15 protein-coding genes and 2 pseudogenes are annotated in these 25744 nt (G+C 69.3%); 7 read left to right on the forward strand and 10 right to left on the reverse strand.

Going from position 1 to position 25744, the window contains the following annotated elements; all coding sequences use genetic code 11:
• The first annotated feature begins 30 nt into the window (after positions 1–30).
• The 3 genes from LIW09_RS12105 to LIW09_RS12115 all read left to right on the forward strand — a co-directional run bounded on the left by LIW09_RS12105 (position 31) and on the right by LIW09_RS12115 (position 3144).
• On the forward strand, positions 31–1068 hold the full coding sequence (locus LIW09_RS12105) for a two-component system sensor histidine kinase NtrB (protein ID WP_256645852.1): 1038 nt from the start codon (positions 31–33) through the stop codon (positions 1066–1068).
• Positions 1061–2476, forward strand: coding sequence for a nitrogen regulation protein NR(I) (gene ntrC, locus LIW09_RS12110; protein ID WP_256645853.1), 1416 nt, complete (start codon positions 1061–1063; stop codon positions 2474–2476). Before LIW09_RS12105 ends, ntrC begins: the two co-directional genes overlap by 8 nt.
• An 86-nt stretch (positions 2477–2562) precedes the next feature.
• Positions 2563–3144 (forward strand): superoxide dismutase family protein, encoded by a 582-nt coding sequence (locus LIW09_RS12115; protein WP_256645854.1) that lies wholly within the window; start codon positions 2563–2565, stop codon positions 3142–3144.
• Between the two features lie 21 nt (positions 3145–3165).
• Here LIW09_RS12115 and LIW09_RS12120 read toward each other — a convergent pair whose 3' ends face one another.
• Positions 3166–4038, reverse strand: coding sequence for a hypothetical protein (locus LIW09_RS12120; protein ID WP_256645855.1), 873 nt, complete (start codon positions 4036–4038; stop codon positions 3166–3168).
• Between the two features lie 83 nt (positions 4039–4121).
• Between LIW09_RS12120 and LIW09_RS12125 the strand changes: the two genes are divergently transcribed.
• Positions 4122–5399 (forward strand): acetyl-CoA C-acetyltransferase, encoded by a 1278-nt coding sequence (locus LIW09_RS12125; protein WP_256645856.1) that lies wholly within the window; start codon positions 4122–4124, stop codon positions 5397–5399.
• Positions 5400–5409: 10 nt separating this feature from the next.
• On the opposite strand, the gene LIW09_RS12130 is transcribed toward LIW09_RS12125, so the two are convergent.
• Positions 5410–7059, reverse strand: coding sequence for an NAD(P)/FAD-dependent oxidoreductase (locus tag LIW09_RS12130; protein ID WP_256645857.1), 1650 nt, complete (start codon positions 7057–7059; stop codon positions 5410–5412).
• 20 nt (positions 7060–7079) lie between these two features.
• Complete coding sequence (locus tag LIW09_RS12135) at positions 7080–9413, reverse strand: S9 family peptidase (RefSeq protein ID WP_256645858.1); 2334 nt, start codon at positions 9411–9413, stop codon at positions 7080–7082.
• Between the two features lie 146 nt (positions 9414–9559).
• On the opposite strand from LIW09_RS12135, the gene LIW09_RS12140 reads away from it, so the two are divergent.
• The 3 genes and pseudogenes from LIW09_RS12140 to LIW09_RS12725 form a co-directional block, all read left to right on the forward strand.
• Positions 9560–9829: a YcgL domain-containing protein gene (locus tag LIW09_RS12140; protein WP_256645859.1), complete on the forward strand. Its 270-nt coding sequence runs from the start codon at positions 9560–9562 to the stop codon at positions 9827–9829.
• Between the two features lie 751 nt (positions 9830–10580).
• Positions 10581–11831 (forward strand): annotated as a pseudogene (locus LIW09_RS12720) (ankyrin repeat domain-containing protein); the annotation flags it as partial.
• A gap of 111 nt (positions 11832–11942) precedes the next feature.
• Positions 11943–13166: pseudogene (locus LIW09_RS12725) on the forward strand (ankyrin repeat domain-containing protein); the annotation flags it as partial.
• 12 nt (positions 13167–13178) lie between these two features.
• Here the strand turns inward: LIW09_RS12725 and LIW09_RS12150 are convergent.
• The 7 genes from LIW09_RS12150 to LIW09_RS12180 all read right to left on the reverse strand — a co-directional run bounded on the left by LIW09_RS12150 (position 13179) and on the right by LIW09_RS12180 (position 25739).
• On the reverse strand, positions 13179–14972 hold the full coding sequence (locus LIW09_RS12150) for a monovalent cation:proton antiporter-2 (CPA2) family protein (protein WP_256645861.1): 1794 nt from the start codon (positions 14970–14972) through the stop codon (positions 13179–13181).
• A 31-nt stretch (positions 14973–15003) separates the two neighbouring features.
• Positions 15004–15681 (reverse strand): DUF4124 domain-containing protein, encoded by a 678-nt coding sequence (locus LIW09_RS12155; protein ID WP_256645862.1) that lies wholly within the window; start codon positions 15679–15681, stop codon positions 15004–15006.
• A 1-nt stretch (position 15682) separates the two neighbouring features.
• Complete coding sequence (locus tag LIW09_RS12160; RefSeq protein ID WP_256645863.1) at positions 15683–16348, reverse strand: DUF4124 domain-containing protein; 666 nt, start codon at positions 16346–16348, stop codon at positions 15683–15685.
• A gap of 64 nt (positions 16349–16412) precedes the next feature.
• A complete protein-coding gene (locus LIW09_RS12165) occupies positions 16413–17894 on the reverse strand; it encodes an FAD-dependent oxidoreductase (RefSeq protein WP_256645864.1) in 1482 nt (493 codons plus the stop codon).
• Complete coding sequence (gene gltB, locus LIW09_RS12170) at positions 17894–22351, reverse strand: glutamate synthase large subunit (RefSeq protein ID WP_256645865.1); 4458 nt, start codon at positions 22349–22351, stop codon at positions 17894–17896. Before gltB ends, LIW09_RS12165 begins: the two co-directional genes overlap by 1 nt.
• A gap of 175 nt (positions 22352–22526) precedes the next feature.
• The gene (gene tsaC, locus LIW09_RS12175; protein ID WP_256645866.1) at positions 22527–23084 is read right to left on the reverse strand and encodes an L-threonylcarbamoyladenylate synthase type 1 TsaC; all 558 of its coding nucleotides are present in this window, start codon (positions 23082–23084) and stop codon (positions 22527–22529) included.
• 69 nt (positions 23085–23153) lie between these two features.
• Positions 23154–25739, reverse strand: coding sequence for a DNA topoisomerase I (locus tag LIW09_RS12180; protein WP_256645867.1), 2586 nt, complete (start codon positions 25737–25739; stop codon positions 23154–23156).
• Positions 25740–25744 lie beyond the last annotated feature (5 nt).

A 25744-nucleotide genomic window follows, 5' to 3' on the forward strand; every position in this document is an offset into this window, starting at 1 on the left:
TTCCCGGCCATTTGCACTAGATTAGTGCAAATGGATCTTGCCCCCGCCACCAGCACGCTCGACGCACTCAGCACGCCACTGCTGCGACTGGACGTGCAGGGAATGGTGACGTTCGCCAATGGCGCGATGGCGCGCTGGCTCGGGGTCAGTCGCCGGCGCCTGCCAGGCCTGCACGCCGCCGCGCTGGAGCGTGAGGGCACTCAGTTGGCCACGCGTCTGGCGCTGCCACAGGATGCCCCGGTGCGCCTGCGCCGGGTCGGGCTGGCGCTGCCCGGCAGCGAGGCGTTGCGCTTCGCCGAGGTGTGGCTGACGCCCGTCGAAGACGGCCTGTGGCTGGAAGCGCACCCGGTCGACGAGTTCCCCGGCACCGACCCCGCGCAGCTGTTGCCGTCGGCGTTGAGCGCCTCGCTGAAGGGGCTGGCGCATGAATTGCGCAATCCGCTGCTGGGCATCAAGGGCGCGGCGCAACTGCTGGCGCGGCGCGTGGATGCCGATGCGCGCGAGCTGACCGGGATCATCGAAAGTGAAGTGCAGCGGCTGTCCGCGCTGGTGGACGGCCTGCTCAACCCGGCCCCGCCGCAGGCGTTCGCGCCGCTCAACATCCACGCGGTGCTGGAGCGCGTGCTGCGCCTGGCCGAGAGCGACGCCGGCTGGGCGGTGCAGTTGCAGCGCGACTACGACCCGTCGCTGCCGGAGTTCCCCGGCGACGCCGACCGGCTTTCGCAGGCAATCTGGAACCTGGTGCGCAACGCCATCGAAGCCGGCGCTGGCAGCGTGACGCTGCGCACCCGCGCCGAACACGGCGCGCGTATCGGCGAAGCCTTGCCGGCGCTGGCGCTGCGGCTGGAAGTGGTGGATGACGGCCGCGGTGTGCCGCCGGAGCTGGCCGAGCACCTGCTGCTGCCGCTGGTCAGCGGCCGCGCCGATGGCACCGGGCTGGGATTGGCGCTGGCCCAGCAGGTGGCGCGCGAGCATCGTGGCGCGCTGACCTGGCGCTCGCGGCCTGGGCACACCGTGTTCACCCTGCTGCTGCCGCTGGCAGCGGACGAGGAGGCAGGCAATGACTGATCCGGCGCAGATCTGGGTGGTCGATGACGATCGCTCGGTGCGCTTCGTGCTGGCCGCCGCGCTCAGCGAAGGCGGCTACCGGGTCACCGCTTTTGCAGACAGCGCGGAAGTGCTGGCCGCGCTGGCGGCCGGCCGCATGCCCGACCTGCTGCTGACCGATGTGCGCATGCCCGGCGACAGCGGGCTGGTGCTGCTGGAGCGGCTCAAGGCCGCACACCCGCAGCTGCCGGTGATCGTGATGTCGGCGCATACCGACGTGGCCAGCACCGCCGGCGCGTTCCGCGGCGGCGCGCAGGAATTCCTGTCCAAACCGTTCGACATGGACGAGGCCGTCGCGCTGGTGCAGCGCTCCCTGCCCGAGCGCAACGCAGCCACGCGCGCGCCGGCAGCGGCGACGCCCGAACCGGTGCAGGCGCTGATCGGCCAGGCGCCGCCGATGCGCGCCCTGTTCCGCGCCATCGGCCGGCTGGCGCAGGTGCCGCTGTCGGTGCTGGTCACCGGCGAAACCGGCACCGGAAAGGAACTGGTGGCGCGCGCGCTGCACCGCGAATCGCCGCGCGCGCAGCGACCTTTCGTGGCCCTGAACACCGCCGCCATCCCCGCCGAGCTGCTGGAATCGGAACTGTTCGGCCACGAGGCCGGCGCGTTCACCGGTGCTTCCAGGCGCCACATCGGCCGCTTCGAGCAGGCCGATGGCGGCACGCTGTTCCTGGATGAAATCGGCGACATGCCGGCGGCGCTGCAAACCCGCCTGCTGCGCGTGCTGGCCGAGGGCGAATTCTTCCGCGTCGGCGGGCGCGAGCTGATCCGCGTCGATGTGCGCGTCATCGCCGCTACCCACCAGCCGCTGGAAATGCTGGTCGAACAGGGCCGTTTCCGCGCCGACCTGCTGCATCGCCTCGACGTGGTGCGCTTGCACCTGCCGCCGCTGCGCGAGCGCCGCGAGGACATCGCTCAGCTGGCCGCGCGCTTCCTCGCGCATGCCGCGCGCAAGCTGGAGCTGCCGGCGAAAACGGTGTCCGCGGCGGCACTGGATCGCCTGCGCGAACACGCCTGGCCCGGCAACGTGCGCGAGCTGGAGAACGTGTGCTGGCGATTGGCGGCACTGGCGCCCGGGGACACCATCACCGCGGCTGACCTGACCCTGGCATGGGCGGGATCTGCCGATCCGGGCGCGCCGCAGGCCGCATCCGCCGATTGGACGCGGGCCCTGTCGGATTGGGTGCGTCAGCAACTGGCGGCCGCCGCACCGGAGCTGCACGCGCAGGCGCGCGCCCTGCTGGATCGCACCCTGCTGGAGGTCGCGCTGGCGCAGTGCGGCGGGCATCGCAGCGAAGCAGCCGCGCTGCTGGGGCTGTCGCGCAATACCGTCACCCGCAAGCTCGGTTCCTCGCGCAAGCGCCACTGACGCCTCTTCATGCCTACTGACGCCTCTTCATGCCTGCTGAAGCTCGCCACCGGCATAGTGCCCCTCCACGCAAAGGGAGACTCCCCATGAAGCCGTTGTCCCACGCCGCCCTCGCCCTTGCCGCCGCCGCCACGCTCGCCGCCTGCGCCAGCGCGCCACCGCAGGCACCCTCCGCCCGCGCGCCCAGCGCAGCCGCACACAATCCCAGTACCGCGAAGCAGGCCATCGCCAATCTTGCCTCCGCCTCCGGCACCCTGGTCAGCGGCCGGCTGACGCTGGCGCCGATGGGCGACGGCGTGCACGTCACGGGCGACATCGGTGGCCTGCAGCCGGGCGGCCAACACGGCTTCCATATCCACGAGAAGGGCGATTGCAGCGCGGTCGATGCCAGCAGCGCCGGCGGCCACTTCAATCCCGGCGCGCAGTCACACGGCCGCGCCGGCCACGGTGCGCACCATGCCGGCGACAGCGACAACCTGGTCGCCGACGCCAACGGCGTGGCCCGCGTGGACGCGCATATCTCCGGGGTCAGCCTGGGCGGCGGCGCCGCCAACGACATCGCCGGCCGCGCGATCGTGGTGCACGCTGCGGCAGACGACTACAGCAGCCAGCCGGCCGGCAATGCCGGTGCGCGGGTGGCGTGCGGGGTGATCAAGATCGTGAATTGAGCCTTGTGCGCGACCTGCGGCTCAGCGCAAACACGCCGCATTGCCATCGGCACAGTGCACGAAATTCACCGGCAGGCCGTGCGCCTGCAGCACGGCGGCGTACTGGCGCTGGCGCATCTGGAAGCCGGCGAAACCGCGCTCCAGCCGATCGCGGTCGGTGTCGTCTGGCGCGTTGCGCTGCTGCCACGCAGCGGGGTCCAGCAGGGCGATGCGAATTTCACCGCTGGCATAACGCACCAGCGGCTCTGGCGGCGCATCCAGCAGGAACTCCGTGTCCGGCTCCAGCAGCGCGGCATCCAGCAGCGACCACAGCGCGTCCATGCCCACGTTCTGGTATTGCATCGCGATCATCGCCAGCAGGTCGTGCAGGCTCAGGTAGCGGATGTGTTCGACGCGCGCGCCCAGGCCGTCCTGCAAGGCCAGCGCGATATCCGCTTCGGCCATGCCGCGATCGAACAGCAGGTCTTCCAGGACTTCGCCAGCCGTGCCGACCGCGTCGCCACGCAGCACGAACGGCATCACCCGCAGGCCACCGCCGGCCAGTGAAGCATCGGCCTGCATCGGTGGCGGCAGTTGCCCTTGCGCATCGGCACCGAAGCCGATGGCGCGCGGCCCCTGTGCCTGGCCGGGCGCACGCTGGAGCAGCTCCAATACGCGCTGGTGCAGTGGCCACGCGGGGCGCAGCGCCTCGGCGGGGTCGAAATGCGCGGCCATCAGCGCAAGATCGCAGGCCATCACGTCGGCGGCCAGCTTGGCGAGGTCGCGCCCCAGCAGGGCCGCCACTTCCCCGGCACTGGCGGCCGACAGCGCGGCGCGCTCCGGCAATTCGCCGTCGCGCAATTCGATGGCAATGAAGCCGCGAAACACGGCAAGTTCGGGAGCGGTGAAGGACATGTGGAGTTTCGACTCGGAAGGGCGGCGCTACACTCGACCCAACCATTATGCCCGCACCGCAGGTGCATCTCCGAGGTGAAGCCATGCAACACGGTCGTCCTGTCGCCATCCTGGGCGGTGTCCGCATTCCTTTCTGCCGGCAGAACACGGCCTATGCCGACGTCGGCAATCTCGGCATGTCGGTGCGCACGCTGGGCGCGCTGGTCGAGAAATTCGGCCTGCACGGGCAGCAGCTGGGCGAAGTGGCGATGGGCGCGGTGATCAAGCACTCCAGCGACTGGAACCTCGGCCGCGAGGCCGCGCTGTCGTCGGGCCTGTCGCCGCTGACCCCCGGCATCACCCTGCAGCGCGCTTGCGGCACCTCGCTGGACACCATCGTCCACATCGCCGGCAAGATTGCGACGGGGCAGATCGAAGCCGGCATCGGCGGCGGCTCCGACACCACCTCCGACGTGCCGATCGTGTACGGCAAGACCCTGCGCCAGCGCCTGCTGAAAGCCGCAGCGGCCAAGACCTTCGGGAAGAAGCTGGCGGCGTTCAAGGGCTTTCGCCTGTCCGAATTGAAGCCGGACTTCCCCGGCGTGGCCGAGCCGCGCACCGGCAAGTCGATGGGCCAGCATTGCGAAGACATGGCGCGCGAATGGAACATTCCGCGCGATTCGCAGGATGAACTGGCGGTCGCCTCGCACCACAAGCTGGCCGCCGCGTATGCGCGCGGCTTTTTCGACAACCTGGTGGTGAGCTTCCGCGGCGTGTCGCGCGACAACATCCTGCGCCCCGACAGCAGCATCGAAAAGCTGGCCACGCTGAAGCCCGCCTTCGACAAGACCTCCGGGCACGGCACCCTGACAGCCGGCAACTCCACCCCGCTCACCGACGGCGCGGCCGCCTGCCTGCTGTCCACCGACGCCTGGGCCGCGCAGCACGGCCACGAAGTGCTCTGCCACCTGCGCGACGCGCAGTCTGCCGCAGTCGATTTCGTGCACGGCGAAGGCCTGCTGATGGCGCCGACCGTGGCGGTGGCGGAGATGCTCAAGCGCAACAATCTGCGCCTGCAGGACTTCGACTTCTACGAAATCCACGAAGCCTTCGCCGCGCAGGTGCTGTGCACCCTGCGCGCGTGGGAAAGCGAGGACTACTGCAAGACCCGCCTCGGCCTGGACGCCCCGCTGGGCCGCATCGACCCGGCCAAACTCAATCCGAACGGGTCATCGCTGGCGACCGGCCATCCATTCGCCGCCACCGGAGCGCGCATCGTGGCGACGGCTGCAAAGGAATTGAAACAGCGCGGCGGCGGCCGCTGCCTGATCAGCATCTGCACCGCCGGCGGAATGGGTGTGGTGGCGATTCTGGAGCGCTGAGGACAGCGCATCAATCGCCATTGAGAATGCTGCGCGCCACCGCTTCGGCAATCTTGATGCCATCGACGCCCGCAGACAGGATGCCGCCGGCGTAGCCCGCGCCTTCGCCGGCCGGGAACAGGCCGCGCGTGTTGAGGCTTTGCAGGCCGTCGTCGCGGGTGATCCGCACCGGTGACGAGGTGCGGGTCTCCACGCCGGTCAGGATCGCGTCGTGCATCGCGTAGCCGCGAATCTGCCGGTCGAATGCCGGCAGTGCCTCGCGGATCGCGGCGATCGCGTAGTCGGGAAGCGCGCTGTCGAGGCTGCCCAGGGCAATGCCGGGCTTGTACGACGGCTGCACCTCGCCGAATTGGCGCGAAGCGCGACCGGCGAGGAAATCGCCCACCAACTGCGCCGGCGCGCTGTAGTTCTCGCCGCCCAGCACATAGGCATGGCTTTCCAGTGCGCGTTGCAGGGCGATGCCGGCCAGCACGCCGCCGCTGGCGTCGAACGCGGCGAAGTCGGCGGGCGCGATGCCGACCACGATGGCCGCATTCGCATTGCGTTCGTTGCGCGAGTATTGGCTCATGCCGTTGGTGACCACGCGATGCGGCTCGCTGGTCGCGGCCACCACGGTGCCACCGGGGCACATGCAGAAGCTGTACACCGAGCGGCCGCTGCCGGCGTGCCTGCCTGTGCAGTGATGCACCAGTTTGTAGTCGGCCGCGCCCAGCACCGGATGGCCGGCTTGCGGGCCGAAGCGGGCACGATCGATCACCGACTGCGGATGTTCGATGCGGAAGCCGATCGAGAACGGCTTGGCATCGAGATGCACGCCGCGCGCATGCAACATCTCGAAGGTGTCGCGCGCGCTATGCCCCAGCGCCAGCACCACATGATCGGAACGAAGCTGTTCGCCGCTGGCCAGGGTCACCCCGCGCACGCGGCGTTCGCCGCTGGGCGTGACGTCGATCAGCAGGTCATCGACGCGCTGGCCGAAACGGATTTCACCGCCCAGCGCTTCGATGGTGGCGCGCATGTTCTCCACCATCGACACCAGCCGGAAGGTGCCGATGTGCGGCTTGCTGACGTAGAGGATTTCCTCCGGCGCGCCGGCCTTGACGAACTCGGTCAGCACCTTGCGGCCGTGGTGCAGCGGGTCGCGGATCTGGCTGTACAGCTTGCCGTCGGAAAACGTGCCGGCGCCGCCCTCGCCGAACTGCACGTTCGACTCCGGGTGCAGGTTGCGCTTGCGCCACAGGTCCCAGGTGTCCCTGGTGCGTTCGCGCACCGCCTTGCCGCGCTCCAGGATGATCGGGCGAAAGCCCATCTGCGCCAGGATCAAGCCCGTGAACAACCCGCACGGGCCGAAACCGATCACCAGCGGGCGATGCTGGAGCTGCGCCGGCGCCTTCCCCACCAGGCGGTACTCGGTGTCCGGCGCGGGCTGCACGTGCGGGTCATCGGCAAAGCGCTGCAGCAGCTCGGCTTCGCGCGGGGTGTCCACGTCCAGCGCGTAGATCAGCGCGATCGCACCGCGCTTGCGCGCATCGTGGCTGCGCTTGGCGACGGTGCAGCCGGCCAGGTCGCCGGCAGCGATGCCCAGCCGTGCAGTCACGGCCGCAGACAGCGCGGCTTCGTCGTGATCCAGCGGCAGCTTGAGGTTGGTGATGCGGAGCATGGGCAACGTCCGGCGAATCCTTACTTCAGCGTCCGCTCGAACAGCGCATGGATGCGGCGATATTCGTCGTACCAGCTGTCGGGATGGGTGAAGCCATGGCGCTCCAGCGGATAGGGCGCGAGTTCCCACTGGTCCTTGCGCAGCTCGATCAGCTTCTGGGCCATCATCACCGAGTCCTTGAAGAACACGTTGTCGTCGATCATGCCCTGCGCGATCAGCAGGCGGTCTTGCAGGCCGTCGGCATACTCGATCGGCGATGAGCGCTTGTAGGCCTCCGGGTCCAGCTCCGGGGTGTTGAGGACGTTGGAGGTGTACTCGTGGTTGTATTGCGACCAGTCGGCCACCGGGCGCAGCGCGGCGCCGGCCTTGAACACGCCGGGCGCCTTGAACAGTGCGACGTAGGTCATGAAGCCGCCGTAGCTGCCGCCGTAGATGCCGGCACGGGCGCGATCGCCCTGCTTGTGTTCCACCAGCCAGTCCAGGCCGTCCAGATAGTCTTCCAGTTCCGGCTTTCCCATCCAGCGGTAGATCGCGGTGCGCCAGTCGCGCCCGTAGCCTTCGCTGGCGCGGTAGTCGAGGTCCAGCACGATGTATCCCTCATTCACCAGCAGGTTGTGGAACATCTGCTCGCGGAAGTAGTTCGGGTAGCGCGCGCTGACGTTCTGCAGGTAGCCGGCGCCGTGCACGAACATCACGATCGGATAGGTGCGGCCCGCCTGCATCGTGGCCGGCGCATAGAGCTTGCCCCAGATGCTGCCGGCACCGTGCTTGCTGGGCACCTGCACGATCTGCGGCATGATCCAGGCGCGCGCCTTGTACTCGGCGGTGCGCGTGTCGGTCAGCGGCCTGGCCGCGCCGCCGTTGGCATCCACCACCGACAGCTGCGGCGGAACATATGCAGAGGAATGCCGCACCAGCAATTTCCTGCCGTCCGGCGATGGCAGGAAATTCTCCACGCCATCGAGCGCCGTCAGTTCGCGCACCTCGCCGCCGTGCGCGGGCACCTTGCACACTTCGTAGTCGCCGGGTGCGGCGCGATTGCACAGGAAATAGAACGCGCTGCCGTCGCGGGCAGGCAATACCTGCGAGGTTTCCCACTTGCCATCGGTGAGCTGGCTGCGGTGTGCGCCGTTCAGCGTGTACAGGTGCGAGTAACCGCTTTCCTCACTCAGGTACCACAGGGTCTTGCCATCCGGCAGCCAGCCGAAGTCGTTGAAGCTCCAGTTGATCCAGGCATCATCGTGCAGCCGATGACGCGGCTGCAGCGTGGCGCCGGCCAGGTCGATGCTGGCGATCCAGCGATCCTTGTTGTCGATCGCGCGCAGCATCACTGCGGCGTTGCCGCCATCGTCAGCCCACGCCAGATCGCCCACCTGCAGCGCGCGATTGCCCTTCAGCGGATCCTTGCCCGCCGCCTTGCGCAGCGCCGCCAGCGGGTCCACCGCAATCCCGGGCAGCGCATCGAACTTCAATTCGCGCACCTTGCCGGTGGCCACCTCGGCCAGCCACAGCGCCTGCGGGACAGGCGCGTTGTGGCCCACGCGGGTGCGCACGTCCTCGAACTCTTCATAGCCGGATTCGGTGACGTACTTCGGCATCTTGCCGCCCTGGCCCGCACTGGCGCCTTTCTCGCTGGTGACCACCAGCAGCCAGCGACCGTCCGGCGACAGCACGGAACCCGCAATCTCGACGCCCTTGCCCAGATACACCGGCGCCGGCGCCCGCGTGGGATCGGCCTTGCGCCAGGCGTCGCCCTGCACGCGCGCCGCATCGCGCTGGGCGCGGTCGTTGCGCAGGGTCTCGACCAGGCGCAGCTGGCGATCGCGCAGGTCGTCCGCCTTGGGCGGCGTGCCCGGTGCATCATCGGCCACCAATTGCGCGGCGACGGCGACCACGCCGTCATTCCAGCGATACCAGGTGTTCGCCACCGACCAGACCAGGCCGCCGTCCGGGCTCCACTTCAGCCCCGACGCCGACTGGTTGTCGCGGGTCAGCTGGCGCAGCACGCCGCTGCGCAGGTCGCGCACGAACACGTTTCCGCTGCGCACGAATGCGCTGCGGCTGCCATCGGCGGCATACACCGCATCGCCGGCGTCCAGGTTGGCGCGCGCGCCGTCCCCCAATGCCGTCGCTGCGCTGCCATCCAGGGCGACCTGCCAGGTATCGCGAACGCTTTCCCCCTTCCGCTTCAGCAGGAATTGCGCGGCCTGGCTGTCCCAACGCCACCAGGCGCCTTCCACTTGCGGGCCAATCCAGTCCGGGTCGGCCATCGCCTGCGTCAACGTGATCGGCTCGGCCGCGCGCGCGGCCGAGAGGCTGATGAGCAGTGCAAACGCAAGCGAAACAAGGCGCATGGGGCGCTCCCTAGCAGACCAAAGGCGGAAGGTTAGCAGTCCGCGTTCACGGCGCTTGTGCCGAATGTCCCGCCAACGGTTCCGCCACAGCGTGCTTTACCGCACAATCCGTGATTGTTCCCGCAACACGACCCCTCCGGCTCGCGATGCTCGCCTTCGTTTACAAGAGCCTGAAAAAGGCCGACACCTACGTCTATCTCGCCAGCCGCGATGATCCCGCGCTGCTGCCCGAACCGCTGCGCGCGCAACTCGGAGCCTTGCAGTTCGTGCTGGAGGTGGCATTGACGGCGGAACGCAAGCTGGCCCGCGTCGATGTCGACGTGGTGCGCACCAACCTGATGACGCGCGGCTTCCACGTGCAGTTCCCGCCGACGATGCAGGACCCGATGACCGACGACTGGGGCACCGATGCCTGAGCGCGCTCCTGCTCGCGGCAGCGCATGGCTGGCGCTGGGCCTGCTGCTGGCGGGCGCGTGCTGGTTCGACCTCGGCGCGGCCGCCGCGTTTGCCGGGCTGGCGCAGATTCCCGCCGCGCTGGGCGTGGCGCTGCTGCGCGGCAGTCGCGACGCGCGCGGATTGGCGGCCGATGCCGGCCGGTTGGCGCTGCGCTGGGGCGGTGGCGTCTTCGCTGCGGCAGTGCTGCTGGCCTGGCCGCTCAGCCGCCTGCTGGCAGACCCCGGCCTTGGCCACGCACTGCTGTTGAGCGCGATGGCCGGGCTGCTGCTGTCGCTGCTGTGGTGGCAGTGGCCGGAATGGCAGCGGCTGGAATGCCTGGGCGGTGGCGCGCACGCGCGGCGCATTGGGCAACGGGTGCCGGATCGCCAGGCATGGTCAGGGTTGCTGCTGGTGGCTTTTCCCGTTTTCTGCCTGCTGCTGGGCGGGCTGTTGCTGGCGTGGCCGGGCCTGCTGGCCGGCACCGCGCGGCTGCTTGCCTGCATCGCCTACGCCGGCCTGTTGCCGCTGGCGCATGCAGTACTGCAATCGGCCGAAGCCCAGCCCCGGCTGCATGGGCTGCCGGTGGTGGAAATGGAGGCGGACGACCCGGCCGCCGCCCCCCTGCCCGAGTTGTTCGCAGCGCCCATCAGCAACATGGCGCCGGCGACGGATGCTGCGCCCATCGCCACAATCCAGGCCGCAACCGTCGCCGACACCGCGGCGCTGGACCGCGAGCTTTACGCAGCCGCGCGCAACGGTCGGGTGGAGCGTGCGCTGGCACTGCTGGAAGCGGGCGCCAACCCCATGGCCTTGCCCGAAGCCGACGCCCGCGACCGCCGCAGCCTGCCGATGCTCGCGGCGGTGTTGCCGGACCTGCGCCTGCTGCGTGCATTGATCGAGCGCGGGGTGGACGTGAACGCGACGCAGGCGGGCATGAGCCCGCTGCTGGCTGCCACCCGCGACAGTTGGCACGGCCGCCCGGAGGCAGTGATGACCTTGCTGGCCAATGGCGCCGATCCGCGGCTGGCCGATGCCGAAGGCAACACCCCGCTGCACCATGCGGCACGCAGCTCCGATCCCGGCGTGGCCGCGCTGCTGCGCGATGCCGGCGCGGGCGTGGACGCGCTCAATCACGAAGGCATTTCCCCGCTGGGCAGCGCCTGCGCCTGCAGCAACTGGCGGCTGGCCCGCTTCCTGCTGGAACGCGGCGCCAAACCCGAGCCCGAGGGCGGGCAGCCGGTGCTGCTGTGCGCCGCCGCCTGCGAGGACGACGATGTCGCGGGGGTGCAGTTGCTGCTGCGACACAAGGCGCGCGTGAATGCGCTCGACGCCCAGGGCCGCAGTGCCCTGCACGAAGCCGCGGCCGCCGGCCATCCGGAGATCGCGCAGGCCCTGCTGGACGCCGGTGCACAGGTCAACGCGCGGGACGCCAAGGGCCGCACGCCTCTGCTGGAGGCCGTGCGCGTCGGCGCACTGCCGGTACTGGAACGCCTGCTGGCGGCGGATGCCGACTTGCGCGCCTGCGATGGCGAGGGCAGCAACGCCCTGCACTTGGCATGCACCGCCGAAGCGCCTTCCATCGAGCTGTTGCGCGACCTGCTGGCGCTGGGGCTGGACCCGCATGCGGAAGACGCGCAAGGCCGCAGCTCACTCGACCTGACCATCGCGGCGGGGCGCTGGACGCTGGTGGCGGTGCTGGATCCCCAGCGCGCACTGCCGGTCGCACTGGCCGAGGACGATGGCGCGCGGCTGGAACGGCCGCCGCAACTGCTGCTGCGTGAATCGCTGCTGGATGGCAGTACCGCAGCGCAGCTGGACGCGCTGGCAACGCTGCTGGAGCCGCATGACTTCGATGTCCTGCTGGGCGATGCCGAGGTCGCCGCCGCGCCCGCGCGGGTGGCCTGGCTGCTGCGCCAGGGCGCCGATGCCGAGGCGTCCGGCGGTGGCGCGCCCTCGCCGGTACAGGCCGCCCTGGCGCGTGGCGAAGCCGGCATCGACACCCTGCGGGTGCTGTTTGCGTCTGCGGCATCACCGGCCGGCGCGGGCGGGCTGGCCCGCTTCCTGGCGGCCTGCACCTCCGCCAATGTCCGAGCGCAGGCGTTTGCGATCGAACTGCTGGAGCGCGGCGCGGACCCCTTCGGCCCGTCGCCGGCTGGCGATGCGCCGGTCGTGCTGGCCGCGCGCCTGGGCTGGCGCCCGCTGCTGCAACGCCTGCTGGCACTCGGCGCCAACCCCGACAGCTGCGACGCGCGCGGCATGGGCGCCCTGCACGTGGCCGCGACCCAAGGCGACGAGGACACCTTGAAGTTGCTGGTGATGCATGGCGCCGCGCCCGACCGTCGCGCAGCCGATGGCCTGACCCCGCTGGGCATCGCCCTTGCGTGCGGTCGCCGCAGCCAGGCCGACTGGCTGGACTGGCGCGACTGGCGGCTGCCGCACCGCCCGCTGGTTGCCACCGACGTGCCCGCTGCCGCCATCGCCGGCGATCTGGATGCCGTGCGCCGGCTACTGGCGCTGGGCCTGCCGGTGGACGCCACCGACAGCCAGGGCTGCACCGCGCTGCTGCGCGCCGCTGGCGGCGGCCATCGCGCGCTGGTCGATTTTCTGCTGCGCAGCGGCGCCGACCCCGGTCGCGCCGCACAGACCGGCGCCACCGCGCTGTCCGCCGCGGTCAGCATGCGCCACCTGGACATCGTCGACCTTCTGTTGAAGGCCGGCAGCGGGCTGGAGCAGCGCCTGCCGGGCGACGTCACGGTGCTGATGCTGGCCGCCGCGCTGGGCCTGCCGGAACTGGTGTCACGCCTGCTGCAAGCCGGCGCCGACCTGCATGCCGCCGACGCCCAGGGCCTGACCCCGCTGCATTGCGCCGCGTTGTATGGCTTCACCGCACGCGACCGCACCCGCCAGGTGGCACTGCTGGATGCCTTGCTGCTGGCCGGCGCCGACCCGCACCGCAGCGCGGGCAACGGCCTGACCCCGCTGCTGCTGCTGCTGGGCGCACGCTCCGAACCCGGCACCCCGGTCAGTGAAGACGTGCTGCTGGCGGCGCTGGACCGGCTGCTGGATGAGGACGTGCAGCTGGATGTCCGCGATGCGCGCGGCTACGGGCCGCTGCACCTGGCCGCGCTGCATGGCCTGCAGCTGGTGGCGGAAGACCTGCTGCGCGCAGGCGCCAACCCGGACGTGCGTGACAACGCCGGCCGCACCCCGCGCGAGGTGGCGCAGATGCGCGGCTACATGGACATCGCCGCCCTGCTGGCCGCGCCCGCCGCATCGCCAGCACCCAATGTTTCGCTGGCCCGCTTTCTGCGCGAATAGCAGACGCGCCGCCTACCCCACCGGGCCCGCTGCCGGCGGCATGGCGCCGGCATCGGCATCGAACAATCCGTCCAGCTCGCGCCGCGCGTCCCGGGTGGCCTGCAGCAGCGCGTCTTCGTCGTCCTGCAGCAGGCGCTGCGACTCCAGCAGCGACTCATCCCATTCGCGAAACCGGCGCGCATGTTGGTCCGCCTGCCCACGCGCCATGCCCAGCGCCACCAGCACGTCGCGCCCCATTTCCAGGCTGCTGGCATAGGTTTCGCGCAGCGCTTCCGCGCCCAGGTCAACCAGCTGCCAGGCATGCCGACGATCACGCGCGCGCGCAAACACCCGCGCCTGCGGGTAGTGCTTGCGCACCAGCCGCACCATCCGCAGGCTGGCCTCGACACCGTTGATCGCGACCACGAACACCTTCACCTGCGCCGCACCCGCCGAGCGCAGCAGCGCCAGCCGGGTGGGGTCGCCGTAATAAATCTGGTCGGTGCCGATCTGGCGCGACAGGTTGACCTGTTCGATGTCGGGATCGACGGCGATGAACGGGATGCCCTGGGCGCGCAGCAGGCGCGCCACGATCTGCCCGAAGCGCCCGAAGCCTGCCACCAGCACCTGCGGCTGGCGGTCGGGGATGGCGTCGTACTCGCGCTCCTGCGCGCTGGTCGCGCGCGGCAGCAGCTTCGAGGCAACCAACAGCAACAGCGGCGTGATCGCCATCGACAAACCCACGATGGCGATCAAGCGGTCGCGGGTGGCGATATCCAGCAGCCTGGCTTTGGCCGCCTCGCCGAACACCACGAACGCGAATTCGCCGCCCAGGGCCAGCACCCCCGCCAGCAGCACCGCGCCACGCGGCGCCAGCCGCCCCGGCCGCAGGCCCAGCGCGAACAGCAGCGCGGACTTGACCAGCAGCAGCGTCACTACGCCGGCGCCGATCAGCAGCGGTTCGTTGACCACCCGATGCACGTCGATGCCCATGCCGACGGCCATGAAGAACAAGCCCAACAGCAGGCCTTCGAACGGCTTGATCTGCGACTCCAGCTCGTGCCGGTACTCGGATTCGGCCAGCAATACGCCGGCCAGGAACGCGCCCAGGCCTGCGCTCAACCCCACCAGTTGCATCAACCAGGCGCTGCCCATCACCACCAGCAACGCAGCACCGGTAAACACTTCGGGGATGTCGGTGCGCGCGATCACCCGGAACAGATGCCGCAGCAGGTAGCGCCCGCCCACCACCAGCGCGGCGATCACCGCGACCGCGCGCAGCACGTCGTCCCACTCCAGCCCCGCGCTCTTGGCCTTGCCCAGCAGCGGAATCGCGGCCAGCAACGGAATGGCGGCCAGATCCTGGAACAGCAGCATGGCAAAGGCCAGCCGGCCATGTTCGGTCGCCAGCTCTTTGCGTTCCGACAACAGCTGCAAGCCCACCGCCGTGGACGACAGCGCCAGCCCCAGGCCAATCACCAGCGCCGCCTTCCAGCCCAACCCGAGCAGCATCGCCAGCCCGCCCAACACGGTTCCGGTAAGCAGCACCTGCAGGCCGCCCGCCACGAATATCGGGCGCCGCATCAGCTTCAGGCGCGGCAGCGACAGCTCCAGGCCGATCACGAACAACAGCATCACCACGCCGATTTCGCTGGCCGCCAGCACCCGCCCGGGATCGCGCACCAGCGCCAACGCGTGCGGGCCCAGCAACACGCCGGTGACCAGATAGGCCAGCACCGCGCCAAGCCCGATCCGCTTGAACACGGGAACGGCCAGCACCGCTGCCAGCAGGAACACCAGTGCAAGCTCCAGACCACCGCTATCCATTGTTGCCCATCACTGCAAGTCAGCCGGAAGCTTACGGCACGCGCGCGGGTGCCGGCGTGCCCGGCGGCGGCGCGGCGGGTGCCGCCAGCGCGCAATGGCTGGCCCTGATCTTCGCGTCGATGGCCTCGAATGCACGCTGGCGCTGGTCGCGCTCGTCGGCGCTGGCATAGCGCTGCTTGAAGTCGGCCTCGTCCAACTGCCGATACCACGCCGCGCACAGCTGCGCGTCAGGGACTTCGGTGCACGCGTCATGTTTCATTTCGCAGGCCTGCCCCATGCCCATCGCCGCGCTGCCATCGATGCCCAGCACCTGCAGCGGCACGCAGCGCGGTTCCGGCGTGGCGGTTTCGCCGTAGTAGGTATCCCCTTCCCAGGTGCGGCACTGGAACAGCGCCGGGGGCGCCGGCAGGGCCGCGGCTTCCGGCGCCGGCTTGCGCTGCGTGGACGGGCCACCGACCAGCACGAACTCACCGTACTGCGGCTGTGCGGCGGGCGCCGCGGCGGCGGGCGGTTTTGCGGCCGGCACCGGCACCACCTTCACGTCGCCGATGCGGCGGATTTCCTGCTTCATCCCGGGCGCGCAGGGCGTGCCGTTCTGCATCGACACGTTGCCCTTGGCATCGGTGCACTTGTAGAACACGGTTTCCTGCGCGCGCACGCTCCACGGCAAGCACAGGAGCAGCAGCACGATCACGCGTCGATTCAGCATCTCAGCGCCCCCCGCAGTCGTTGTCGAGGCGCGCGTTGATGCCGCGCTCTTCGTTGCGCAACACATCGCGCTCCTTTTCCTGTGCATTGAAGAAACGGGTGCGGATGTCCGAGCGGCGATCACGCAGGCGCGCGCAGGCCTCGCGCGGCGGCAGCATGGCGCAATCGTCGCGCACCCACGTGCCGCCACCCGTGGCAACCGGCCAGTTCACGTCGCGCCGATGGAGATGCATCTCCGCGTCCGGGTTGCCGATGTTGCGGCCCGGCACGGCGCTGGGCCGCAGCGCCGGATAACCGAGCGTCCACAGCGGCACCCAGCGCGGGTTGCCGCGGCCGTCGTCGCTGGCATAGCGCTTGCCGTCGGGCGTGATGCATTCGTACATCGGGCGCGGCGGCGCCAGGTACACGGTGTTCTCCACCACCACCGGCGCAGCCTGCCGCGGCGGCGCGGGTGGCGGCGCGGGCGCCTGCGGCGGCGGTGCCTGTGGTCGCTGCATCTCGCGCACCACCTGCGCCTGGCCTGCCGCGCAGGGCAGGCTGCCCAGGCTCACCTTGCCCGCCGCATCGGTGCAGCGATACACGGTGACCGAGCCGCTGCCCGATTGCGCGCTGGCGGGGCTGCCGAAGGACAGCAGGCACAGTGCCAGCAGAAGGGTGAGCGAACGCATGCCCTATCTTGGCGCGGATGGCAGGCAGGCGAAACCCCGCTGCGCCGGTGTGTTCAGGCGACCGCTAGGCGCCGCTCAATGCCAGCGGAATCGACTTCTTGCCGCGCAGCATGCGCGCGATGCTGGCCGCGGCGTCGCGGCCTTCCTGCACGGCAGTCACCACCAGGTCGGCGCCGCGCACGCAGTCGCCGCCGGCAAACAGCGCATCGTGGCCGGTCTGATACGGCAGGCGGCCATTGCCACCCACCCGCAGGCGACCGTTGGCCTGCGCCTGCACGCCGAGTGCCTGCAACCACGCCGGCACCTGCGGCGAAAAGCCAAACGCGATGATCACCACGTCGGCCACAATGACCGATTCGCTGCCGGCAATCGCCACCGCGTGGCGACGACCGCTGGCATCCGCCTCCGCCAGACGCGTTTCCACCACGCGCACGCCACTGGCGGCCCCGTCCGCGCCGCGTTCGATGGCCAGCGGCTGGCGGTTGAACAGGAACCGCACGCCCTCCTCGCGCGCATTCGCCACCTCGCGCGCGGAGCCGGGCATGTTGGCCTCGTCGCGACGATAGGCGCAGGTGACGCTGGCCGCACCCAACCGGATCGCACTGCGCACGCAGTCCATGCCGGTGTCACCGCCGCCAAGCACGACCACGCGCTTGCCGCACAGATCGGGCAGCACGAGCTGATCCTCCCAGCCGGCGATGGGTCGTCCTGCCGGTTCGCTGCCGGTGACGAGGCGACCGTTCTGCACCAGGAAGGGCAGCGCCGGCAGCACGCCTTGCAAGTCCTGCCCCGGCAACCCGCCGTCGGTATAGCGATACGCACCAAGCCCGAGGAACACCGCGTCGTACTCGCGCAGCAACGCATCGATGGCGATATCGCGGCCCACGTCCACGCCGAGCCGGAAACGCACGCCCATGCCTTCCAGCACTCCGCGGCGGGTGGCGATCACCGCCTTGTCCAGCTTGAAGCTGGGGATGCCGAATTGCAGCAGCCCGCCGATCTGCTCGTAGCGGTCGAACACGGTGGCTTCGATGCCGCTGCGCGCCAGCCGGTCCGCGCAGGCCAGCCCCGCCGGCCCCGCGCCGATTACCGCGACACGCTTGCCGGTGGGTTTCACCTTCGACAGGTCGGGCCGCCAGCCCTGCGCGAACGCGGCATCGACGATGTATTTCTCCACCGCGCCGATGGTGACCGCACCGAAGCCGTCGTTGAGCGTGCAGGCGCCTTCGCACAGGCGGTCCTGCGGGCACACCCGCCCGCACATCTCCGGCAGCGGGTTGGTTTCGTGGCACAGCGCGGCCGCTTCAATGATGCGGCCTTCCTGCACCAGCTGCAGCCAGTTGGGGATGTAATTGTGGACCGGGCACTTCGACTCGCAATACGGGTTGCCGCAGTCGAGGCAACGTCCCGCCTGGTGCGCCGCGTCGGCCTGCTCGAAACGGCCGTACAGCTCGTCGAAGCTGCCGGCCACGCGCTCCGCCAGCGACACCTTGGCCGGCATCCCGCGCGGCGAGTCGAGGAACTGGAAGAGATGCTTCTTGCTCATCATGCCGCCCTCTTCAATTCATCGGCCAGGGCTTCGAGGCTGGCCGCCTTCGGCTTGACCAGCCAGAACTTGCCGACGAAGTCGCGGAAGTTCTCGCGGATGCGTGCGCTCCACGCGCTGCCGGTCAGCCGCGCGTGCGCGTCGATCAAGTCGGTGAGGTGCTGGCGATAGCCGTCCAGCCCTTCCGGAGTGATGCGGGCGATGTCGATCAACTCGTGGTTGTAGCGATCGACGAAATCGCGTTCGAGGTCGAGCACATAGGCCAGCCCGCCGGTGAAGCCGGCGCCGAAATTCAGCCCGGTGCGGCCCAGCACGACCACCGCGCCGCCGGTCATGTATTCGCAGCAGTGGTCGCCCGCACCCTCGACGACGGCGACCGCGCCGGAATTGCGCACCGCGAAGCGCTCGCCGGCGCGGCCGGCCGCAAACAGCTCGCCGCCGGTGGCGCCGTACAGGCAGGTGTTGCCGAGGATCGGCGCATCCTGCGACGCGAAACGGCTGCCCGCTGGCGGCTGCAAGACGATGCGGCCGCCGGCCATGCCCTTGCCGACGTAATCGTTGGCTTCGCCCTGCAAATGCAGTTGCAGGCCGCCGGCATTGAACGCGCCGAAGCTCTGGCCGGCGCTGCCGCTCAGGCGCACGTCGATCGGCGCGTCGCTCATCCCGGTGTTGCCGTGGGCGCGGGCGATGCGCCCGGACAGGCGCGCGCCGATGCTGCGGTCGGTATTGCGGATGGTGCCGACAAAGGCGCCGCCGGCGCCGCTGGCAATCGCATCGGCCAATGCCGCGTCGAGCTGCGCGGCCAGGCCGTCCGGCGGCGCTTGCAATGCGGGCGTGCCGCAGAAACCACGCGCCTGTGCCGGATCACGCGCCAGCAAGCGCGACAGATCGACATCCACGTCCTCGCGGGTCGCGCGCAGGTGCTGCTCCAGCAGGTCGGTGCGGCCGACAGCCTCGTCCAGCGAGCGCAGGCCCAGCAGCGCCAGCCACTCGCGCACGTCCTCGGCGACGTTGCGGAAGAAGCATTCCACCCGCTCCGGCATGCCCTTGAAATGATTGCGGCGCAGGCGTTCGTCCTGCGTCGCCATGCCGGTGGCGCAGTTGTTGAGATGGCAGATGCGCAGATACTTGCAGCCCAGCACGATCATCGGCGCGGTGCCGAAACCGAAACTGTCGGCGCCCAGCAGCGCTGCCTTGATCACGTCCAGCCCCGTCTTCAGGCCACCGTCGGTCTGCAGCAGCACGCGCCCGCGCACCGCATTGGCCTGCAGGGCCTGTTGCGCTTCGGACAGGCCCAGTTCCCACGGCACGCCGGCATAGCGCACCGAGCCGAGCGGGCTGGCGCCGGTGCCGCCGTCGTGGCCGGCGATGGTGACGAGGTCGGCGCCGGTCTTGGCGACGCCGGCGGCAATCGTGCCGACGCCGGCATGCGACACCAGCTTCACCGAGATCAGCGCCTGCGGATTGACCTGCCGCAGGTCGAAAATCAATTGCGCGAGGTCTTCGATGGAATAGATGTCGTGGTGCGGCGGCGGCGAGATCAGGCCGATGCCGGGCTTGGCGTGGCGCAGCCGCGCGATCAGCGGATTGACCTTGCTGCCCGGCAACTGCCCGCCCTCGCCGGGCTTGGCGCCCTGCGCCAGCTTGATCTGCAGCACCTCGGCGTTGATCAGGTAGTCGGGGGTCACGCCGAATCGGCCGGACGCGATCTGGCGGATCTTGCTGCGTCGCTCGGTGCCGTTGCGCGCCGGGTCTTCGCCGCCCTCGCCGGAATTGCTGCGCCCGCCGAGGCGGTTCATCGCGATGGCCAGCGCCTCGTGCGCCTCCGGCGACAGCGCGCCCAGGCTCATCGCCGCGCTGTCGAAGCGGCGCACGATGGATTCCACCGACTCCACCTCCGCCAGCGGCAGCGGCGTGGCGGCTGGCTTCAGCCGCAGCAGGTCGCGCAGTGCGGCCGGCGGGCGCAGGTTGACGTGATCGGCATACCGTTTCCAGTCGGCACGCTCGCCGGTCAGCACGGCGTGCTGCAGCGACTGCACCACGTCCGGGTTGTACTGGTGGTATTCGCCGTCGTGCACGTAGTGCAGCAGGCCGCCGATCTCCGGCAAGGCATCGTCGTCCCAGCCGTGCGCGGCCAGCGCGCGCGCGTCCGCTTCCAGCCGCGCGAAGCCCGCGCCGCCGATGCGCGAGGGTGTGCCGTCGAAGCAGCGCGCCACCACCTCGTCACTCAGGCCGACGATCTCGAACAGGCCGGCGCCGCGATAGCTGGCGATGCTGCCGATGCCCATCTTCGAGAGGATTTTCAGCAGGCCTTTCTTGACGCCACGGCGGTAGCTGCGGCCAATCTGCAGCGGCTCGCCGCTGGTCTTGCCGCCGAGGATGCCGCGCCGGCCCAGCGCGTGCAGGGTTTGGTACGCCAGATACGGATACACCGCGGTGGCGCCAACGCCGATCAGGCAGGCGAAGTGGTGCGGGTCCCGCGCGGTGCCGGTTTCCACGATGAGATTGGTAGCGCAGCGCACGCCTGCCCGCACCAGGTGCTGGTGCACCGCGCCGGTCGCCAGCAGCGCGTGCACGGCGGCGGCACCGCGGCGCGGCCAACGGTCGGACAGCACCAGCAGTTCATCGCCCGCGCGCGCCGCCTCCTCGGCCTGCGCGCAGATGCGATCCAGCGCCTGGACAAGCGTGCTGCCGTCATCGAAATACAGGTCGATGTACCGGTACGACGCGGCAAATCGCGGCAAGCTGAGCAGCTGATGCAGCTTGCGCTGCGACAACACCGGCGAGTTCAGCAGGACGTGGTGGACGTTGTCCGGCCCGTCGTGGAACAGGTTGCCTTCGCGCCCGATCTGGGTGGACAGGGTCATCACGCAGGCTTCGCGCAACGGGTCGATGGGCGGGTTGGTGACCTGCGCGAAGGCCTGCCGGAAGCAGTCATACAGCGGCCGCACGCGCTGGCTGATCGCGGCCATCGGAATGTCGTCGCCCATCGAGCCGATGGCTTCCTGCTCGGTTTCGGCAAGCGGCCGCAGCACCCGTTCCAGTTCCTCGCGGGTGAGCTGGAACAACTTCTGGAACCCCAGCACGGTGGCATCGTCGAAGGGCACGTCGCACAGCGCGGGATCGATCAACTCGGTATGCAGGTAGGTCATGCCCTGCTTCAGCCATTGCTTGTAAGGCGCGCGCGCGCGGTTGATCGCGTCGATGGCGTCGTTGTCCAGCAACCGGCCCTCGGCCAGGTCCACCGCGATCATCTCGCCCGGCCCCAGCTTGCCCTTGGCCAGCACGCGCTCCGGCGCGATGTCGAGCACGCCCGCCTCCGAGGCAATCACGAACACGCCGTCGCTGGTCAGCGTCCAGCGCGCCGGGCGCAGGCCGTTGCGGTCCAGCGTGCAGGCCGCATGGCGGCCGTCGCAGGCGACCACGCCCGCCGGCCCGTCCCACGGTTCGGAATTGATCGCGTAATACTCGTAGAACGCGGCCAGGTCGGCATCCTTGTATTCCAGCGACTGGGTGGCCGGCGGCATCAGGATGCGCATCGCCTTGGGCAGGTCCATGCCGCCCAGCAGCAGCCACTCCAGCATGTTGTCCAGCGACTGCGAGTCGGAGCCGTGCATCGACACGACATCCTCGAATCCGCTCATGTCCAGCAGCGCTGATTTCCACACGCCCTTGCGTGCCTGCGCCCAGCGGCGGTTGCCTTCGATGCTGTTGATCTCGCCGTTGTGCGCCAGGTAGCGAAACGGATGCGCCAGCGGCCAGCGCGGCTGCGTGTTGGTGGAGAAGCGCTGGTGAAAGACCGCCACGCGCGCAGCCAGCGCCGGGTGCGCCAGGTCGGGGAACAGCCGGCGCAGGTTGTGCGGCAGCACCATGCCCTTGTAGCCAAGCAAGCGTGCGGACAGGCTGACCACGTGGAAGTCCGCGTGGTCGCGCAGGCGCTGCTCCGCGCGCTTGCGCGCCAGCAACAGCGCACGTTCAAATGCATCCCCATCGCCATTCTCGGCCTCGACGAAGACCTGCTCGATGCGCGGCAGGCACGCCTGCGCCAGCTGGCCGCAGGCCGATGCATCCACCGGCACCACGCGCCAACCGGCCACGCGCAGGCCCTCGTCTGCCAATGCACCCGCCAGCGTGTCGCGACAGTGCGCCGCCGCTTCCGGCGCAATCGGCAGGAACACGTTGCCGGCGGCAATGGCACCCGCCCCAACGCCGACACCCGCCTCCGCGGCCAGCCTGCGCACGAACGCCGACGCACCGTGCAACAACACGCCGCACCCATCGCCGGACAGGCCGTCGGCCGCAACGCCACCGCGATGGGCCATTCGCCCGAGCGCTTCCAGTGCCATGTCCACGATTGCCCGCGACGGCGCGCCATCCACCTGCGCGATCAGTCCAAACCCACAGCTGTCGTGTTCGCTTGCGGGGTCGTGAAGACCCCGATCCGGGCTGGGCCGCATCGTCGTGTCCATGTCGAGAAAGGAGAACGCACTGCGTGGCGTCGTTCCCCGCTTGACGCAGTGCACAACTCGACTAAAGCACATTTTGTGCGCTGCAACAAGTGACTTTTTCGGACAGAATTTCGTTGCAGAAGAAACTTCTTTCCCGCCCGCAAACGCTGGTTCGGCGCGGGTTTCAGCGCAGGCTCAAACCACTGCGTGCATCCCGGATGGTGCTGGGCTGCAAGCGCCCGGAAGTCTCCCCATCAGCCACCGCATCCACGCCATCAAGGATGCGTGGATCGAGCGCGGCGCGCGTGCACGGCGACGGTTCGCTGGCGATGTTGGCGCTGGTGGACACCAGCGCACCGCCAAATCCATCGCACAGTGCGCGCACCACCGGATGCGCGGTCACGCGCACCGCGATGCCGTCGTGCGCGCCGGTGATCCAACCCGGCGCAGTGGCCGACGCCGGCACGATCCAGGTGTTCGGTCCCGGCCAGCTGGCGCGCACCGCAGCGCGCTGGACATCGTCTAGCGCGGCCATGTCGACATAGGGCGCCAGTTGCGCTTCACTGGCAGCGATCAGGATCAGGCCCTTGGCCACCTCGCGCTGCTTTAGCGCCAGCAGGCGCAGCACTGCGGCTTCGTTGCGCGGATCACAACCCAGGCCCCACACGCCTTCGGTGGGGTAGGCAATCACGCCGCCTGTTTGCAGCGCACTCAAGGCACCATCGCTCATGCCATCGCTCATGCCAGCCCTCCTTCCCGGCCCGGTCTGCCGCATGCATTGCAGAGGCGCCAGGACAGCGCGTTACTCGCCTCAGAACGGCGCCTCATCGCGCCCCGGCTTCTTGATGACCCGCTTCTTGCCGGCCTCGACCTTGGCCGGGGTGAGCAGCGGCCTGGCCGGCTCGATGTCGGCCGAATACGGACGCGCGGCGTTCTTCGCGGGCGCCTTCTTCACTGCCGCCTTCTTCACTGCCGCCTTCTTGGCAGCCGGCTTCTTCGCGGCTTTCTCGACCGGCACTTTCTTCACGGCCGTCTTCCTGGCGGCGACCTTTTTGGCTGCCGCCTTCTTCGCGCCGAAGCCCTTGCGCGCGGGCTTGCCGGTTTCTTCCATCAATTTCAACGCTTCCTCCAGCGACAGCGAGGCCGGCTCGCGATCCTTCGGGATCTTGCCGTTGAGCCTGCCGTCGGACAGGTACGGGCCAAAGCGGCCATTGAGCACCTGCACGTCGTGGCCGGGCCATTCCTTGATCACCCGGTTGCGGGCGATTTCTTCCTTCTCCTCGATCAGGAAAATCGCCCGCGCCATGTCGATGGCGTAGGGGTCGTCTTCCTTCTTCAGCGAGGCATACGTGCTGCCGCGCCTGGCGAATGGGCCGAAGCGGCCGATGCCCACGCTCACCTCTTCGCCATTGGCGTCGATACCCAGCTGGCGCGGCATTTCGAACAGCTTCATCACCTCGTCGAGGGTGATGCTGTAAATGCTCTGGCCGGGTCGCAGCGAGGCGAAGCGCGGTTTCTCTTCGTCCTCCACGGTGCCGATCTGCACCAGCGGGCCATACTTGCCAATGCGCGCGCTGACCGGACGGCCGCTGGCTGGATCCGTCCCCAGCACGCGCACGCTGCCGGCATCGGCCTTGTCCAGCGTGGCCTTCTTGTCATCGACCAGCGCCTTGAACGGCCCCCAGAATTTCGCCATCAGCGGGATCCATTCCTCCTCGCCGCGACTGACCGCATCCAGTTCGTCTTCCAGGTTGGCGGTGAAGTCGTAATCCACGTATTTGCCGAAGTGGCTGGACAGGAATTTTCCCACCGCGCGGCCGATATCGGTAGGCTTGAACGCGCGCCCTTCCAACACCGCGTACTGCTTGCCGAGCAGGGTCTGGATGATCGCCGCATACGTCGAAGGCCGGCCGATGCCATATTCCTCCAGCGCCTTCACCAGCGCCGCTTCGGTGAAGCGCGGCGGCGGCTGGGTGAAATGCTGGTCGGCATGCAGGCGATCCAGCGGCACGCTGTCACCCAGCTTCATTGCCGGCAGTTTGCGGCCTTCATCTTCCTCGTCCTTGCCCTTGTTGTCCTTGCCTTCTTCATAGACGGCCAGGAAGCCCGGCACCACCACGGTGGTGCCGCTGGCACGAAAGCCATGCTCGCTGCCGGCGGCCAGGTCCACGGTCACCGTGTTGAGCGTGGCCGGGATCATCTGGCAGGCCACCGCACGCTTCCAGATCAATTCGTACAGCTTGCGCTCATCGTCGCTGAGGAAAGCGGCGACATGCGCCGGCGTGCGCAGCGCGGAGGTGGGCCGGACCGCTTCGTGCGCTTCCTGCGCGTTTTTCGACTTGGTCTGGTAAACGTTGGGCTGGTCCGGCAGCGATGCCGTGCCGAAGTCGCGCGCGATCACGTCGCGGATCTCGGCCAAGGCGTCCTGCGACAGGTTCACCGAGTCGGTACGCATGTAGCTGATCAGGCCCACCGCACCTTCGTCGCCAATGGCCACGCCCTCGTACAGCTTCTGCGCGACCTGCATGGTCTTGCGCGTGGTGAAGCCGAGCTTGCGCGCGGCTTCCTGCTGCAGCGTCGAGGTGGTGAACGGCGGTGCCGGACGGCGCTTGCGCTCCTTGCTGGCCACGTCGGTGACGTGCAGCTTGCCGGCAGCGGCCTGCTGGATGCGCGCACGCGCGGCCTCGGCGGTGTCGCCGTTGGTCAGGCTGAACTCCAGCTTGCCGGTGTCAGCGGAGAATTTCTTGCCATCGAGCTTGATCAGCTTCGCCGTGAATGGTTGCGACGGATGCGCGCACTCGGCCTCGACGGTCCAGTATTCATGGGCCTTGAATGCCTCGATCTCTTCCTCGCGCTCCACGATCATGCGCAACGCCGGGCTCTGCACGCGGCCCGCGGAAAGCCCGGCCTTGATCTTGCGCCACAGCACCGGCGACAGGTTGAAGCCCACCAGATAGTCCAGCGCGCGCCGCGCCTGCTGTGCATCGACCAGGTCGGCGGCGATGGCGCGCGGGTTGGCCATCGCCTCCTTGATCGCGCGCGGGGTGATCTCGGTGAACACCACGCGCTGCAGCGACTTGTCCTTGAGCAGGTTGCGCTCTTTCAGGATTTCGGCAATGTGCCAGCTGATCGCCTCGCCCTCGCGATCCGGGTCGGTGGCCAGGAACAGGTGGTCGGCCGCCTTGGCCGCCTTGGCGATGGCATCGACATGCTTCTCGTTCTTCTCGATGGTCTCGTAGCGCATGGCGAATCCGTTGTCCGGATCCACCGCACCCTCCTTCGGCACCAGGTCGCGGACATGGCCATAGCTGGCGAGGACGGTGAAGTCCTTGCCGAGGTATTTGTTGATCGTCTTGGCCTTGGCAGGCGATTCGACGATGAGCAGGTTCTTGGCCATGACGT

It is taken from the genome of Thermomonas paludicola (genome assembly GCF_024498955.1).
In the GTDB taxonomy this organism is placed as follows: Bacteria; Pseudomonadota; Gammaproteobacteria; order Xanthomonadales; family Xanthomonadaceae; genus Thermomonas; species Thermomonas paludicola.